Source organism: Pseudomonas tensinigenes, assembly GCF_014268445.2.
GTDB lineage: Bacteria > Pseudomonadota > Gammaproteobacteria > Pseudomonadales > Pseudomonadaceae > Aquipseudomonas > Aquipseudomonas tensinigenes.
The window spans coordinates 3,671,602-3,688,121 of record NZ_CP077089.1 but is presented as its reverse complement, the minus strand read 5'-3'; the positions used below and the strand labels follow the sequence as shown (position 1 = coordinate 3,688,121).

Below are 16,520 nucleotides of genomic sequence, written 5' to 3'. Positions count from 1 at the left end.
ACCCTGAACGGCGTCAGACAAACACGATTTCGTAGGGCAGGCGCATCCGCTCCAGGATCACCGGCGGCAGCATCGGCGCAATGCCGATCGCCGGTTCACCGTTGAGCTGGCTGGCATAGGCGTGGGTCGCGTGGCTTTTGCGCGCCACGGTCCAGGTGTCGAGGCGCAGTTTGCGCGCGCGTTCCCAAGGGATCAGTTGCTGGTCGCGCTCGGGCCAGTGCCAGGCCCACACCGGTACATCGTGGAAGGTCGCGCCGGCCTGTTCCGCCGCTTGCGCACTGGCCCGGCCCACCGCTTCATGATCGTCGTTGCCATCGCCGCGCCAGGTGCTGAACACCACGTCGCCGGGGCGCAGGTAGCGGCTGATGAATTCGGTCACTTGCGCTTGCTGGTCGCACAGAGCGTTGTCGGTGAAGCCGCCACGCACCCATTTCAGGCTGTGCATCGGCAGACCGAGGCGGCGCAAGGCTTCGACGCTTTCCTGGGGGCGGAACACGCTCAGGCGTTTTTCCGACCATTGCCGCGAACCCGGATGGCTGGCGCTGCCATCGGTGATGGAGAGCAATTGCAGCGGATGACCGAGGCTGGAGAGTAATTGCAGCAGGCCGCCGCAGGTGACCACTTCATCACCCGGATGCGGCGCGATGACCACGGCGCGGGCACCGTCGGGCACCAGACTGCGGGTATTAATGACGGGAATGTTGTCCAGTTGCGCGGCGCTGTTCCAGATTTGCGCCGGCGAACTGCTGTCACTGAGGGTTAACGGTTTCATGATATGACGTCCTTGTGTTGACTCGCCCTCAGTCGTGCGCGTGACAGTGATTGCCCGACGCTACCGACCCGTGAAGGCTGGTTGATTGCCCAGCGACGCTCCAAACCCTGGATTGCCGCGCAGCAGAGTATTGCTCATGAAGCTAAATTCGTCGCGTCACAGATCAATCTGATCCGCTTTTTTTTGCTCTATCTGTGCCAGATTTCGCAGATAGTCACCAAAGCCACCGCGCGCACGGCTGTCGAAGCGAGCGCTGGTGAGCACTTGCGGGCGATGACTCCAGGCGATGTTGGCGCCGTCGAGTTCCAGCTCCCGCACCAATTGCACATCTTCGTCGCACGCCAGCGGTTTGAAGCCACCAGCCCAGCGATAGGCGTCGGCACTGATGCCCAGATTGGCGCCGTGGATATGCCGATGGCCATCGCAGGCACGGTAATGCCGGTGGTAGCGGATTTGCGCCGCTGCATCGAACGACTCATGCCAGCGTTCGACGGTGACGGTACCGCATACCGCGTCGGCACCCAACCCCAGCTGTGCCACCAGCCAGTCGTCGGCGACGCGACTGTCGGCGTCCGAACAGGAGATCCAGCGTGCCCCGCGTTCCAGCAACAGCTGTGCGCCGGCCGCCCGGGCCTGGCCGACATTGCGTGCATCGATGTGCAGGCTCAGTACCGGATAGCGGCTGACAATCTGCGCCGAGCGGTCGGTGCAGCTGTCGAGCACCACCAACACTTCAACCTTTTCGCCAGCCAACAAACCGTGGCGGCTGGCGCGCATGGCCGCGTTCAGGCAGTCGTCGAGCAGATCTTCCTCGTTGTGCGCCGGGATCAGAATGCCGATCATCGCAAGCCCTCCAATGCCGCCACCGAGCGCGGTTCGCGGCTCCACACTTCAAGAATGAAGTCCGCTTCCTGATGCAAAACCACTCGCGGCAGATGCAGTTTTTCGTGGATCAGGTCGTGCACCTGCCGTGCATTCAGCGGGCAGCCGTCGATGGGCGGACGCCAGTGGCAGGCGAGGAACTGGCCGTCGGCAGTCAGGCATTCACTGGCTCGGCGGATCACGTCTGTCAGATCTTCGCCATCGAGGTAGTAGCCGATCTCGCTAAATACGATCAGGTCGAATTTTTCCTCCGGCCAGTCGCCGGGAAGACGGTTTTGCCGCACCTCGGCGTGATCGAACAGGCTCAACCGTGTGCGCGCCAAAGTCACCGCCGCACTGGCCGTGTCACAGCACAGCAAGCGATCACAACGTGCGGCGAGTTCGGCGCTCAACTCGCCGTTGGCGCAGCCCGGTTCAAAGATTGCCCGATAGTGCGGACGCGGCAGGGCGGCGAGGGTGATCGCGCGTTTGCGCTGCTCGTACCAGCGCTCGCGGAAGGCCCAAGGGTCATCGTTGCCAGCAAACAGGCCATCGAAATAGCGATCCTCGACACTCATAGAAACACCACTTCGAAAGGTTGCAGCAGGCGATCGAGCACATAGGGCGCGAGCACCGGACCGAGTCCGGCGTCCGGATCGCCCTCCAGTTGACTGGCGAAGGCGTGCACCGCATGGCGCTTGCGCGCGACTTGCGCCGGCGTCAGGAGAATCTTGCGCGCCCGTTGCCACGGCACAAAAGCGTCTTCCGGGGTCGCCCAGTGCCACGTCCACACCGGCAGCTCATGGCAGGTCGCCCCGACACGGCGCGCAGCTTCGGCACTGGCGCGGCCGACCGCTTCGTGGTCGCAATGACCGTCCTCACTCCAAGTTGCGAACAGCACGTCATCGGCACGCAAATGACGCGCGATGAAATCGACCAGCTCGGCTTCCTGCGCCGCGACCTGAGTGTCGGTAAAACCGCCGCGCAGCCACTTCACCCGATGCATCGGCAAACCAAGTCGGCGCAGCGCTTCAGCAGATTCCTGTGGGCGCACCACGCTCAGTCGCTCCACCGGCCAACGACTGGAACCGGGGTGACTGGCGCTGCCGTCGGTGACCGAAATCAATTGCACAGGCCGGCCGGCAGCGGCGAGCAATTGCAGCAGGCCGCCACAACCGAGCACTTCGTCGTCCGGGTGCGGTGCGACAATTACCGCCCGTGCGCCCGGTGGCACCAGACTGAGGATGTCGATGCTGTCCAGCTCCGCCAGATGCCGCGAAGCCTGCCACTGATGCAGGCTGGTGCCCTGGCCGACAATCGGATTGGTTTTCATAGCGTCCATACCTCACTGGATTGCCCGGCGACCAATTGCCCGAGGGCGGCCAGATCCCGTTCGGCATGGCTTTGGCGCAAGAACACCGGCAGATCGGCGCTGAGCCGGGCAAACTGCCGATCCTTGCAAAACGGCCCGGCGCCGAGGGCGCGACCGACCTCACGCATCACCTGTTCGGCAGATTGTTCGACCACCGCGCGGGCACGACGAGCGAGCAGTTCGGCGTGGTCCTCGGGGTGTGCATCGATGTGCAGCGCGCTGAAACGCAACACATCCGCCGCCGCTTGCAAGGCACTGTCGACCGCGCCGAGATGGGCGAGGGCGTGGGGTTCCGGGCGTTGGCCACACTGGCTGCGCAACGCTTCGGCGATTTGCCGCGCGGCGCCGTACCAGCACGCAGCAATACCGATCCCGCCTTGCCAGAAACCCGGGCGTTGCAGATAGTCGCCGGGGTTGCCGATGGCCTGCGCTTCGGCACCGTCAAACAACACTTCAACGCTGCCGGTGGCGGCCATGCCCACCGCTTGCCAGCCCTGTTCGGTGACGGTTACACCCGGTTGATCAAGGGCGACGGCGACCAGTTGTTGCTGATCGTCGCCATCCCACGCGGTGAGCAAGGCATGGCTGAGCACGGCGGCACCGGAACACCACGCTTTACGTCCATGCAGTGCGACCATGTGCCCGGCCGGACTGACTTTGACCCGTGCCTGCGGCGGTTCCGCCGCCCACATTCCCCACGTACTGCCCGGTGTCGGTGAACCGCCCAATTGCTCGATGATCGCCAGTGCGTCGGTATGACCTTCGAACAATTTGCACAAACCCAGATCATGCCCGCCGACCTCGGCCAGCCGCTGAAAGCGTTCCAGCGTGTGGCCGCTGCCCGGTAACGGCAACCGATCCAGCCCGGCTTCGACCAGCGCCCGCAAGCAATTGCCGAGGGCTACGGTGTGCGGATAGTCCGCTGGGCGTCGGGCGAGATAACTGTGCAGATCCATATCAATCTTCTTCATCACGTTGCAGTTCGAACAGCAGCAGCGAGCGTCCGGTGACCGAGTATTCGTGGCCGAAATCGAAGCGTTCCTGGCCACGGATCGATGGCTGGTTGGTATCGATCATGCACGTCCAGAAGCTGCCCTCCGGCACTTCCGGCAAGGTGAAATTGACGATGTCATGATGGGCGTTGACCACCAGCAGCAGCGTCGCATCCGCACCTTTGCGGCGAATCCCGGTTTCCTGCGCGCGGCCATCGAGCAACATGCCCAGGCAGCGGTTGTGCGCATCGTGCCAGTGTTCGGTGGTCATCTCGGTGGCGTCCGGTGCCAGCCAGGTGACGTCCTTGACGCCGATGTCTTCGTTGTACTCGCCGACCAGGAAACGTCCACGACGCAGGATCGGATAGGCCAGACGCAGCTTGATCAGACGTTTGACGAATTTCAGCAGTGCCTTGCCTTCTTCGCTCAGGTCCCAGTTGACCCAGCCGATCTCGCTGTCCTGGCAATAGGCGTTGTTGTTGCCGTCCTGGGTGCGGGCGAATTCATCGCCGGCGACGATCATCGGCGTGCCTTGGGCGAGCAGCAGGGTGGCGAAGAAGTTGCGCATCTGCCGATGGCGCAGGGCGTTGATCTCGGGATCGTCGGTCGGGCCTTCGACGCCGTGGTTCCACGACAAATTGTTGTTACTGCCGTCCTGATTGTTCTCGTCGTTGGCTTCGTTGTGTTTGTCGTTGTACGAGACCAGATCGTTGAGGGTAAAACCGTCGTGGGCGGTGATGAAGTTCACCGACGAATACGGCCGCCGCCCGCGCTGGTTGAACATCTCGCCGGACGCGGTCATACGACTGGCGAAATCGGCAACCTGAGCGTCGTCACCTTTCCAGAACGCGCGCACGGTGTCGCGGAACTTGTCGTTCCACTCGACCCAGCCCGGCGGGAAGTTGCCCACCTGATAGCCACCGGGGCCACAGTCCCACGGTTCGGCAATCATCTTCACCTGACGCAGCACCGGGTCCTGACGGCAGGCGACGAGGAAGCTGTGGCGCTCGTCGAAACCGTCGTGATAACGGCCGAGAATGGTTGCCAGATCGAAGCGGAAACCGTCGACGTGCATCTCGCTGGCCCAGTAACGCAACGAGTCGGTGACCATTTGCAGCACGCACGGGTGGCTCAGGTCGAGGGTGTTGCCGGTGCCGGAATCGTTGATGTAGAAGCGCTTGTCGTCCGGCATCAAACGGTAGTACGAGGCGTTGTCGATACCGCGCATCGACAGGGTCGGGCCTTGCTCGTTGCCCTCGGCGGTGTGGTTGTAGACCACGTCGAGGATCACTTCGAGGTTGGCTTCGTGCAGGTGCGCGACCATCTCCTTGAACTCGGCGATCTTGCCGCTAGCCAGATAGCGCGGGTCCGGGGCGAAGAAGGCGATGCTGTTGTAGCCCCAGTAATTGGTCATGCCTTTGTGCAGCAGATGCTGGTCGTTGACGAAGGCGTGAATCGGCAGCAACTCGACGGTGGACACGCCGAGTTTGCGGATGTGCTCGAGGACATCGTCGACCATCAGCCCGGCAAAGGTGCCGCGCACGTTTTCCGGCACCGAGGGGTGGCGCATGCTGATGCCGCGCACGTGGGTTTCATAAATGATGGTCTTGTCCCACGGCACGCTGACGCGGTGGTCGTTGCCCCAGGTGTGCGCCGGGTCGATGACTTTGCACTTGGGCACAAACGGCGCGCTGTCGCGTTCATCGAAACTGAGGTCGGCGTCGGGGTGGCCGATGGTGTAGCCGAACAGCGCTTCCGACCATTTCAGTTCGCCGACCAGTTGCTTGGCGTACGGGTCGATGAGCAATTTGTTGTGGTTGAAACGGTGACCGTTGGCCGGGTCGTACGGGCCGTAGACGCGGTAGCCATAGATCAACCCCGGATGCGCATCGGGCAGGTAGCCGTGGTAGATCTCGTCGGTGTACTCCGGCAGTTCGATGCGTTCGAGTTCGACTTCGCCGGCATCGTCGAAGATGCACAGTTCGACCTTGGTGGCGTTGGCGGAAAACAGAGCAAAGTTCACCCCCAGCCCATCCCAGGTCGCACCGAGCGGGAAGGGCAGGCCTTCGCGGATTCTGGATGGCTCGGCGTGCGCGGTGGGCTCGGCATTCTTTGGACGGGTCATGATTGCTCCTGCAAAAATCGGGATGGTTCGGTTGACACTGTTTCCTCTGTGGGAGCGAGCCTGCTCGCGAAAGCGTCGGCACATCCGACATCTCTGTTAGCTGACCCAGCGCTTTCGCGAGCAGGCTCGCTCCCACAGGGGTTTTGTGTGTTTCTTGAGGACGAACGCGCCCTCGGTGGCGAGCGAACCCGCCACACGTTCATTCAGTTCAATAATCCGGTTAGAGCGTCAGATCGCCGAAGGCTTCTTCGGCGCTCGAGGCTTTTTCTCAGCGGGTTTTTCGCCCGGGGGAATCACTTTTGCAGCGCTGGCCGGTTTGGCCTTGGCCGCAGGTTTCGGTTTGGCGACCGGAGCTTTGGGCTCGGCGGTTTTGCCCGCGGCTTTGCTACCAGCGGCTTTTGGTGGTTTCTTCGGTGCCAGCGCTTCGGCTTCAGCGAGCTTGCGCGCCATCTCCCAATGGCGCGCCTCCTGACCATCAGGTTGGCCTTCCGATTCCCAGATTTGATAGGCGAATTCGCGGATGCGTTTATCGTCGGTACTCATCGCAATGCTCCTGAACTGAACTCATGCTTACGTTAAGTGTTGGATAAAGAGATTGACCGGGACATCCCCCAGCGCGTCGCTGATATTCAGCTCCCTGTTTTTTGTGACTGCGCTGCTTGAAAAAAGTCCCTTCAGGTTTGTCGCAGAGGCGGCGAACGGTAAAACCACCCGCGTATCGCCCCAGCGCAGCGCATCGACCTGAGGTACAGCACCGTTTTCCAGCAGGGTTGCGCAACGGACCGGCACGATCACGATGGCCTGCTTGCCCTCGTGCTCGCGGGCAAACGCGAGCACGTTGTGCGCCTGACTACCCAGTACCTCCAGGGCCTGGTAGCTGCCCCGGCGGAACAGCTCGGCATGCTCGACACGCAGGTTCAGCACTTCGGCGATCAAGGCTTGCTTGATGCGCCCGTCACGCCAATTCGCCAACAGTTCCCCAGGTGGCAATGGCTCCTGCAAGGCGTGTTCACGAGCGGCGTAATCCACCGGCCGGCGGTTGTCCGGATCGACCAGGCTGAAGTCCCAGAACTCATTGCCCTGATACAGATCCGGCACCCCCGGCACGGTCATGCGCAGCAAGGTTTGCGCCAAACCATTGAGCGCGCCGGCGGCGGCGATGCTGTTGACCGTCTTGCTCAGCGCGGCACGCAGCAGTTCGCCTTCCTCTCCGGTGAGGAGTTTTTCCGTGAATGCCTGTGCGGCGTTTTCATAGGCTTCGTTCGGCGCGCTCCAACTGCTTTGCAGCTTGGCTTCGCGCAGGGCTTTCTGCTGCCATTGCCAGATGCGTTTGGCGTAGTCGGCGAACCCGGCCTGATCGTCGTCGCGCAGTTGCAGCGGCCAACTGCCGAGCAACGCTTGATAGAGGATCAGTTCATCGCCGCTTGACGGCATTTGCTCGTCAACCCGCACCGGGCGGGCGAGGGCGCGCCACAATTCGATCTGCTCGGCGTACCAGTGGCTGCGCTCGCTGAGCACGGCCAGACGCGCGCGGGTGTCTTCGCCGCGTTTGTGATCGTGGGTGGCGGTGGCCAGCAAGTTGTCGGGGAACGCGTCCAGCCGTTGCTGATTGACGGCATGAAAGTCGCTGAGCGGGGCACTGAACTGTTCGGTGTTGTAACCGACGTCATTGCGTGACAGCAGCACCGCCGAGCGATACAGCGCGGTGTCTTCCACGGCTTTGGCCGCTGCCGGTGAAGTCAGTTGCTGAAAGCGTACGCAGGCATGCTTGAGAATCTTGCGTGAGCGCCCGCGCAGTTTTTGCCGCCATGGGGTCCCGCCCAGCCAACCGGCCACGCAGTCGAGCACCGGCCAGTCGGCTTCGCTCAGAGTCTGCCGGGCACCATCCATGGCCTGCTGGAAAAATGCTTCGTCCTGCGCCGAGCGGCCCATGGCGCTGATGTAAGTGCGGTACACCGGGAAATGCACGATCAACGCCTGCAACACCCGGCGAATCGCGCCGAGTGTCAGGTCGCGGGTCATCAGGTCATCGCGGGCGACTTGCAGCAGGGCCTGGGCGACGCTTTCGCAATCGCTGGCCAGTGAACCGTTGAGGATCTGCTGACGCGCCAGTTGCGCTTCTTCGATGAAAGCAGCCGGGCGTTCGGTGCGCCGTTGCCACAGATCACCGAGGACGTATTCGCCGTCCGGGTCGTGTTGCAGCAGCGATAGTTGATTCATGAACTCGTAACCGGTGGTGCCATCCACCGTCCAGTCGCGGCGCGGGGTTTCACCGGCGCCGAGGATCTTCTCGACGTAGATCGGCAAGTGCCTGCCCGGTGCCAGCAGATCGACCCGGCGGCGCAGTTTGCGGCAGTAGCCGCGCGGGTCGGCGAGGCCATCGATGTGGTCGATGCGCAAACCGTCGACCAAGCCTTCGGCGATCAACTGGAAGATTTTGCCGTGGGTGGCTTCGAACACTGCCGGGCGCTCGACACGCAGGCCGCCGAGTTCGTTGATATCGAAAAAGCGCCGCCAGTTGATGTCATCCGCCGCCGTGCGCCAACTGGCGAGGCGATAGCTTTGCCGCTCCAGCAACTGATGCAGCGCCTGGAAGCCTGCTTCGGTCGTTGAGTCGAAATGCTCAAGGTTGCTGTGAATCGATTCAAGCGTCTGCGGATCGCTCGCCAGTTCGCGCAGCTCTTCCTTCAGTGGCATCGCCAGCGAATGTGCATCGGTCTGATAACTGAGCGTGCTGAACCGGTCAGCGAGGGATTTCAGCGTCTCTTGGTGTTTGAGGATCTCACCGTAGTCACTCGGGCAGATCGGGAAATGATGATCGTAGTGCTCGACGTAAAAGCTGCCGGTCTGCGCGTTGAACTGCAATTTCAGCGTGCCTTCCTGCAAGGCCACGCCGTAATCGCTGCCGAGAAACGGCAGCAGCAACTGGCCCTCCATCAACGGGTCCGGCGAATGCCACTGAATGTCGAAGAACTCGCCGTAAGGGCTGAGTCGGCCCCATTCCAGCAGGTCGAGCCACCACGGGTTATCGTTGCCACCGACGGCCATGTGATTGGAAACGATGTCGAGGATCAGCCCCATGTTGTGTTCGCGCAGGGTGCTGACCAGGCGCCGCAGCGCCGCTTCGCCACCGAGTTCGGGATTGACTTGCGTTGGGTCGACCACGTCGTAGCCGTGCATCGAGCCGGCCCGCGCCGCGAGTAGCGGCGAGGCATAAATGTGGCTGATACCAAGACTGGCAAAGTACGGCACCAGCGGCACCGCTTGTTCCAGAGTGAAACCTTTATGAAATTGCAGGCGCAAGGTCGCGCGCAGGGGCTGAATGAGCGTTTGATTCATTGGTCACGCTCGGCAGCCTGAAGACGCGCACAGGCGAGCAGTTCCAGACGTCGCGCGGCGTCGGCGTCATCGAGCAGTGCTTCACTGGTGCCGGGCAAACGCCGCGACCAGTTCGGATGGGCGTCGATGGTGCCCGGAAAATTCGCTTGCTCGTTGATGCCCAACGCATCCTCCAGCGGTAACAGCACCAGTGGTGCGCGGGTGTGGCCGAGAAAACGCACAGCGGCATCGACCACTTGATCGGCCTCGTGGGACTCCTCGCGAAAATTCTGCGGGTCCTGACTCAAGGCGTTGCGCAAGCCTTCGCGCTCACGTTGCCGGTGGTGCCGCCATTCGATTTCACCGTTGGCATCGACAAACCCCAAGCGCGCATTCCAGTCGATGTCGCGGCCATGCCACCAGCCGTTGAGTGTCGGCAGGTCGTGGGTGCTGGTGGTCGCCAGCGCGTTGTCCGGCCAGTCGAGTATCGGTTTGAAATAAGTGTTGTCCTGTTCAAACAACAGCACGCGCATGCCGAGCATCCCCCGCGCGCTGAGTTTTTCGCGCAGGCCGTCGGGCACGGTGCCGAGGTCTTCGCCGAGGACGATGGCCTGATGACGATGGGATTCAAGGGTCAACAATCGCAGCAGATCGTCCACCGGGTAATACAGGTACGCGCCATCGGCCGGGGCGGCGCCGTTGGGGATCACCCACAAGCGTTGCAGGCCCATCACATGGTCAATGCGCAAGCCGCCGGCATGGGCGAAGTTGGCCCGCAGCATGTCGATGAAAGCGCGGAAACCATTGCGGATCAGGCCTTCGGGGGAGAACGCGGAAATGCCCCAGCCCTGACCGGAGCGATTGAGAATGTCCGGCGGCGCACCGACGGTGAGCGAGGCGAGCAACTCATCCTGGAAGCTCCAGGCCTGACTGCCGGCGCCATCGGCCCCAACGGCGAGGTCGGCGATCAGGCCGATGCCCATGCCAGCGCTGCGGGCGGCGGTTTGCGCACGTTCCAGGCAGCGGTGGATCAGCCATTGGCAAAAAGCGAAATAGCCGATGCGTTCGGCGTACTCTTCGGCAAAGGCTTCCAGCGCTGCACCGCGTGGGTCGTGCCAGTGCTCCGGCCATTGCCGCCAGTCGAGGTTTTCGCCACGGGCGGCGCGCATTTCCTGAATCGCTTCGAAGCGGCAGTGGTTTTCCAGTGCTTCGCCACCGGCGTGACGGAAACTGGCGAAGTCCGGGTGCAACGGATGGTCACCGGCGATGAAACCTTCGTACAAGGCTTGCAGGAGCTTTTGCTTGGCGTCGGCGGCGCTCGGCCAGTCGATCAGCGTCAGGTCTTCCAGTTGCGCGAACTGCTCGGCCAGTCCGGCCGCGTCGATCGCATCACGCAAGGCGCGCTCACCGAGAATGGCCCCGGGTGCTGCGTAAAGAGAATTGAGGAACAACCGACTGGATGGCGAATATGGGCTGTAGCGCCCGGTGTCGGCGCTGAACATGGCGTGCAGCGGGCTGATCGCCAGCGCATCGGCGCCGCGTTCACCCGCCACGCGCACCAGGTCTTCCAGCGCCTGGGTGTCGCCGAAACCACCGTCGCCGGGGCGGCGCAGGGAATACAGCTGCGCACTCAGACCCCAGACGCGAGGAATCGGATTGTCCACCGCATCGCCGACGCTGAAGCAGCGCTCCGGGGCCACGGCCAGGGTGAAATACTGATCGCTGATGTGTACCTGTTGATAGCCGACCGGGATCAGCCCCGGCAATATCGCTTCGGAATCGAGTTTCAGGTTCAGCCGCGAGCCGTCTTCAAGGTGGATTTCACACGGCGTCTCCGGTGCGAAGTACCGCGCCAGATCGACGCCGACCCCGACATCGGCGGTCAACAGCGGCGGCAAGTGACGGTCTTGTTGCACGGCTTGCAGTTCCAGCAGGCTAGCGTCGATTTCCTGCGCCGTGCTGGCGGGGTGGCCGAGGCCGATCAGTACATTGCGCAGCACCGCCGGGGCGACTTTCTGCGGGCGGCCGTTGGCGTCGATCCAGTCGACGGCGAGGCCGGCGCGGCTTGCGAGTATTTCCAGTTGCGCATCGCTCATAGGCGCTCTCCATCCAGAGGTTGCAAAGGGGTTGCGGCCGTGAGGCTGACAAGCGCGCAATACGCGGGCAGTACGCCCGATTCCGATAGATCGACGGTGGCTGGCTGTTGAAACAACCACACGGCCTCGGTCTGTGGAGGGTTGACCACTGGCGTGTCGCTGAGGTTCAGGTCAATTCGCAGCTCGCTGCCATTGCCCAGACGCCAGCGCGCACTGACCGCGCCATAACCGAGCATATGGGCGCCGAGCGCTTGCGTGCCGGACAGATGGGGAATGATGTATTGATGGCGAAACTGCAGGAGCTTCTGGTACAGCGCGAGGGTTTCCTGCTGTTTTTCGCTGCCATGGCCGATCAACCTTGGCTGTGAGGCGTGGAAGGTTTTTTCGCCATTCGGGTCGGGAATCTGCTCGCGCTTGTGCGGATCGGTGAAGGCGCTGAATGCGGCGAATTCATTGCGTCGCCCCTCGCGCACCAGTTTCGCCAGTTCGCCGTGGTGACTGGTGAAGAACTGGAACGGCTGTTCGGCGGCAAACTCATCGCCCATGAACATCAACGGAATCATTGGCGATAGCAGCAACAACACGGTCGCTGCCTGCACGGCGCGCGGATCGGCCAGTTGATGCAGACGCTCACCGAACGCACGGTTGCCGATCTGATCGTGATTCTGCAGGAACAGCACGAATGCCGTGGACGGCAGGTGTTCGCTGGGCTCGCCGCGCGGTTCGCCGTGGCGGGTGATGTGGCCCTGGAAGACAAACCCCTGACTGAGGCAGCGCACCAATTGTTCGGTGGGTTGTGCGGCGTAGTCAGCGTAATAGGCGTCGGTTTCGCCAGTGAGCAGGACGTGCAGGGCGTTATGGCCGTCGTCGTTCCATTGCGCGTTGTAGTCGTATTCCAACAGGCTGGACTGGTTGAGTTCGTTCTCCACGGTCAACCAGACGTGGCGGCTCGGGTCGATCTGCGCGCGAATGCGCTGGGCCAACTCCGTGAGGAAATCCGGGTCTTCGATGGCATGCACCGCATCCAGGCGCAGACCGTCGAAGCGGTATTCGAGCAACCACATCAGGGCGTTTTCGATAAAGAATTCGCGAACTTCGCTGCGACGAAAATCGATCGCTGCGCCCCATGGCGTGTGTTTGTCCTCGCGGAAAAAGCCTTTGGCGTAGCGGTGCAGGTAATTGCCATCAGGGCCGAAGTGGTTGTAGACCACGTCAAGAATCACCGCCAAACCGTGGCCGTGAGCACTATCGATCAGGTGTTTGAGTTGTTCCGGGGTGCCGTAGGAGGCTTGCGGTGCGTAGGGCAAAACACCGTCGTAACCCCAATTGCGATCGCCGGGGAACTGCGCCAGCGGCATCAGTTCGATGGCGGTGATGCCCAGGCCCGCGAGGCGCGCCAGATGTTGTTCGACTTCAGCGAAACCGCCGAGCGCACCGACGTGCAACTCGTAGATCACCGCTTCGCTCCACGGCCGACCTTGCCAGGCAGTGTGGCGCCATTGATAAGCCAGCGGATCGACCACCACGCTGTGGCGGTCGAGACCGCCATCCTGGGCTCGGGAGGCAGGGTCGGGCACCTCCAGTTCACCATCGATGTTGTAGCGGTATCGTGTACCCGCCGGGCAGCGGGCGTTGATCACAAACCAGCCGTCTGCCTGGGGCAGCATCGGCAGCGACTGGCCATCTTCCAATTCAACGCTTACGTAAAACGCGTCAGGTGCCCACAGCGCAAATTGTGTGTGTTCGGCGTCCAGCTTGATCGCGCCGTGGGGCCAGTTCTCTTGGGTCCGTAACGGCATCGTTGAAAACTCCCTGATTATTTGTGGTGCGCTTTACCCAGCGCCTTGGCCACCAGTTGTTCGTAAAGTTCGGCGTACGGTTCAACCGCTTTGCACCAGTTGAATGGCGCGGCCATCGCCCGGCAGCGCATCGCATTGAGCAGTTCGGGAAACGCGAAGACCTTGAACGCGCGGCTCAGGGCCTCTTGATAGCTTTCAGCGGTGGACTCATCGAAGAGGAAACCGGTGACACCATTTTCAATGGTGTCGGCCAAACCGCCGGTATTGCGCGCCACTGGCAGCGAACCAAAGCGCTGGGCGTACATCTGACTCAAACCGCAAGGCTCGTAGCGTGAAGGCATCAGCAAGAAATCGCTGCCGGCGAACATGCGTCGGGCGTCGGTTTCGTTGAAGCCGATGCGCACACCGATCTGTCCTGGAAAACGCAGCGCCAGCTCGCGCATGGCTTGTTCTTCTTCCGGTTCGCCGCGACCGATGATGGCGATCTGGCCGCCGTTTTTAACGATGTACTCGGATACCGCTATCGTCAGGTCCAGACCTTTTTGATAGACCAACCGCGACACCACGGCGAATAGCGGGCCTTCGGAGTCATTCAGTTCGAACAGTTCACGCACATGCGCTGCGTTGACCGCTTTGCCTTCCCAGTCACCGATGGCAAATGGCGCGAACAGGTGCGGATCGGTGGCAGCGTCCCAACTTTCATCGATGCCGTTGGGGATGCCGCTGAGCAAGCCTTGCTGGGTCTTGGCGGCGAGAAAACCGTCGAGGCCGCAGCCGAAATCCGGGGTGGTGATTTCCTGCGCGTAAGTGGCGCTGACCGTGGTGATATGGCTTGAATAGGCCATGCCGGCCTTGAGGAACGACATCTTGCCGTAGAACTCCATGCCTTCCTGTTGCAGGGCATGGTTGGGAATGCCCAGCTCAGGGCAGGAGCCGAGGCTGGTCACACCTTGATAAGCGAGGTTGTGAATGGTGAACAGGGTCGGCGTACGCTGCCCGCGCCAGTGCATATAAGCTGGTGCGAGGCCGGCCGGCCAGTCATGGGCGTGCACCAGGTCCGGGCACCAGTGAATTTGCGCGAGGTTGGCGGCGATGTCGGCAGCGGCCAGACCTAAGCGTGCGAAACGAATGTGGTTATCGGGCCAGTCACGACCGTTGTTGGCGCCGTAAGGCGAGCCTTCACGCTCGTAAAGTTCAGGGCAGATCAACACGTAGATGACCAGCCCGTCCGGCATGTCCATGCGCCCGATCTTGCACGGTGGCAGCGCGGCATGGCCACCGAGTTCGCCGATGATGTGAATCGGGTTTTCGCTGTGCATCACCTGCGGGTAACCGGGGATCAACACGCGCACGTCGTGCAGGTGGGCCATGGCCCGGGGCAGGGCGGCTGACACGTCACCCAGGCCGCCGGTCTTGACCAGATCGGCGATTTCCGAGGTCACAAACAACACTTTTTTCTTGTTGGGGTTCTGGCTCGCTACCGGAGTCAGCGTTTTGGTGCCGGGGACGTTGATCTGTCGGCTGCCGGGAACACTGATGGTGCTCGATTCACCAACCGCCCGCTGAGCACGCTCTCCCTGAATATCCAATGCCGCACTGATCATATGAATCTCCCGTCTCGTTGATCTGATTCTTGTCTTGAACAAGCGATGTCCATGGCCAAGTCCTGTGGCCGGGCGCAAACGCGCCACGCATCGGTGAGCAAACGCTACCCAACACGCGCAAGCAGAATGGGTGAACGGGCCGTTGCAAGGATTGCACCAGTCGCTTTGGCCCCGCCTTTCAGATGACCCGCCGCTGCGCGCAAAAGTTTCGAGTTTTTTTCGGCAATGTGACTGGTCGGTTTTACCCCGCGAAAGTCAGTCTAGGCCAGATCCTAGAGCGGGCCAGAGCAAATGGGTAAATTGTTCGACAATCGGTTGGCAGTCAGCGAAAACCGCGCTTGGAAGGGTGAAACGCACCGACGAAGTGCAGGTTTTTCTACGAGGGAGGGCCAAAACGGTGACTGGTCGGTCACGATTTTGTGCTAGCGGGTAGCGCGGTTGCACTGTTGTGGTGCGGGCAGTTTGTTGATGGGGAGACAGTGAGTGCCCGTTCGCGAGCAGGCTCGCTCCCACATTGGATCTGCGCCGGGAACAGATTTTCTGCCCACTGAAGATCCCCTGTGGGAGCGAGCCTGCTCGCGAAGGCAATGGTCGCTACACCACCGTATTCATGAAGGTCTCAATTCAACAGGCGAACCGGCTCCCCAGCCGCCCATCCCTGAATATCCTCGATCATCTGCGAAAAGAACTGTTCATAGTTCTGCCGGCTGACATACCCCACATGCGGGGTCGCCAACACATTGTCGAGTGTGCGAAACGGGTGCATGGCCGGCAGCGGCTCCTGTTCGAACACATCCAGCGCGGCGCCGGCAATGTGCTGTTTCTGCAAGGCCTTGATCAGTGCCGCTTCATCGACAATCGGCCCGCGCGCGGTGTTGACCAGCAGTGCCGTCGGCTTCATCCAGCCCAACGCCTGCGCATCGACCAGCCCGCGACTGCGCTCGCTGAGCACCAGATGCACCGACAGCACATCGGCCTGCTCGAACAGTTGCTGCTTGTTCACGTACGTCACGCCAACCTGTTCAGCCCGTTCGGCGGTGAGGTTTTCGCTCCAGGCGATCACCTTCATGCCGAACACCTGACCAAATTGCGCGACCCGCTGGCCGATGCTGCCCAGACCAAGAATCCCGAGGGTTTTGCCGTGCAGGTCGCCGCCCAGCCCTTGCTGCCACTGACCGTCGCGCAGGGCATTGGCTTCTTTCACCAGATTGCGTGTGGCCGCCATGATCAGCGCCCAGGTCAACTCGGGTGCCGCATGCTTGTAACTGTCAGTGCCGCAGACCTTGATGCCCAGTTTTGCCGCGGCCTGCATGTCCAGCGCGGCGTTGCGCATGCCACCGGTAACCAGCAGTTTCAGATTGGGCAGACGCTTGAGCAGGTCTTCATCGAACCGCGTGCGCTCGCGCATCACGCAAATCACCTGATAGCGGCCCAGGCGCTCGGCCAGTGTCGCGTTGTCGGCCGGGTAATCATGCTCGAACGTCACTTCACCGAGGCTATCGAGCACCGACCAGTCGACCACATCGCGGGCCACGTCCTGCCAGTCATCGATTACTGCAATCTGCACCGCCATCAGCCTTA

Annotated in this window: 12 protein-coding genes; all 12 read right to left on the bottom strand. The window is 61.9% G+C overall.

What is annotated here, in order from left to right; all coding sequences use genetic code 11:
- Positions 1-13: 13 nt before the first annotated feature.
- The 12 genes from HU718_RS16160 to HU718_RS16105 all read right to left on the bottom strand — a co-directional run bounded on the left by HU718_RS16160 (position 14) and on the right by HU718_RS16105 (position 16,512).
- Entirely contained in the window at positions 14-772 is a 759-nt protein-coding gene (locus HU718_RS16160) for a PIG-L deacetylase family protein (protein ID WP_095118734.1), read from the bottom strand.
- Between the two features lie 156 nt (positions 773-928).
- Entirely contained in the window at positions 929-1,615 is a 687-nt protein-coding gene (locus HU718_RS16155) for a glycosyltransferase family 2 protein (RefSeq protein ID WP_186615498.1), read from the bottom strand.
- Positions 1,612-2,211: an SAM-dependent methyltransferase gene (locus HU718_RS16150; RefSeq protein WP_186615496.1), complete on the bottom strand. Its 600-nt coding sequence runs from the start codon at positions 2,209-2,211 to the stop codon at positions 1,612-1,614. The genes HU718_RS16155 and HU718_RS16150 overlap by 4 nt, the downstream gene beginning before the upstream one ends.
- Positions 2,208-2,966 carry a PIG-L deacetylase family protein gene (locus tag HU718_RS16145; RefSeq protein WP_110718609.1) on the bottom strand — a complete coding sequence of 253 codons (759 nt, stop codon included), beginning with the start codon at positions 2,964-2,966 and terminating at the stop codon, positions 2,208-2,210. Before HU718_RS16145 ends, HU718_RS16150 begins: the two co-directional genes overlap by 4 nt.
- Complete coding sequence (locus HU718_RS16140; RefSeq protein ID WP_095118738.1) at positions 2,963-3,961, bottom strand: acyl-CoA dehydrogenase family protein; 999 nt, start codon at positions 3,959-3,961, stop codon at positions 2,963-2,965. Before HU718_RS16140 ends, HU718_RS16145 begins: the two co-directional genes overlap by 4 nt.
- 1 nt (position 3,962) lies before the next feature.
- A complete protein-coding gene (gene glgX / locus HU718_RS16135) occupies positions 3,963-6,122 on the bottom strand; it encodes a glycogen debranching protein GlgX (protein ID WP_186615494.1) in 2,160 nt (719 codons plus the stop codon).
- 228 nt (positions 6,123-6,350) lie between these two features.
- Entirely contained in the window at positions 6,351-6,665 is a 315-nt protein-coding gene (locus HU718_RS16130) for a DUF2934 domain-containing protein (protein ID WP_175554235.1), read from the bottom strand.
- 27 nt (positions 6,666-6,692) lie between these two features.
- Positions 6,693-9,461: a malto-oligosyltrehalose synthase gene (locus HU718_RS16125; RefSeq protein WP_186615492.1), complete on the bottom strand. Its 2,769-nt coding sequence runs from the start codon at positions 9,459-9,461 to the stop codon at positions 6,693-6,695.
- A complete protein-coding gene (gene malQ, locus HU718_RS16120) occupies positions 9,458-11,536 on the bottom strand; it encodes a 4-alpha-glucanotransferase (RefSeq protein ID WP_186615490.1) in 2,079 nt (692 codons plus the stop codon). Before malQ ends, HU718_RS16125 begins: the two co-directional genes overlap by 4 nt.
- The gene (gene treZ, locus HU718_RS16115) at positions 11,533-13,335 is read right to left on the bottom strand and encodes a malto-oligosyltrehalose trehalohydrolase (RefSeq protein ID WP_186615488.1); all 1,803 of its coding nucleotides are present in this window, start codon (positions 13,333-13,335) and stop codon (positions 11,533-11,535) included. The genes malQ and treZ overlap by 4 nt, the downstream gene beginning before the upstream one ends.
- Before the next feature lie 17 nt (positions 13,336-13,352).
- Positions 13,353-14,939 carry a glycogen synthase GlgA gene (glgA, locus tag HU718_RS16110; RefSeq protein WP_186615486.1) on the bottom strand — a complete coding sequence of 529 codons (1,587 nt, stop codon included), beginning with the start codon at positions 14,937-14,939 and terminating at the stop codon, positions 13,353-13,355.
- A gap of 619 nt (positions 14,940-15,558) precedes the next feature.
- A complete protein-coding gene (locus tag HU718_RS16105) occupies positions 15,559-16,512 on the bottom strand; it encodes a D-2-hydroxyacid dehydrogenase family protein (protein WP_186615483.1) in 954 nt (317 codons plus the stop codon).
- Between the last annotated feature and the right edge of the window lie 8 nt (positions 16,513-16,520).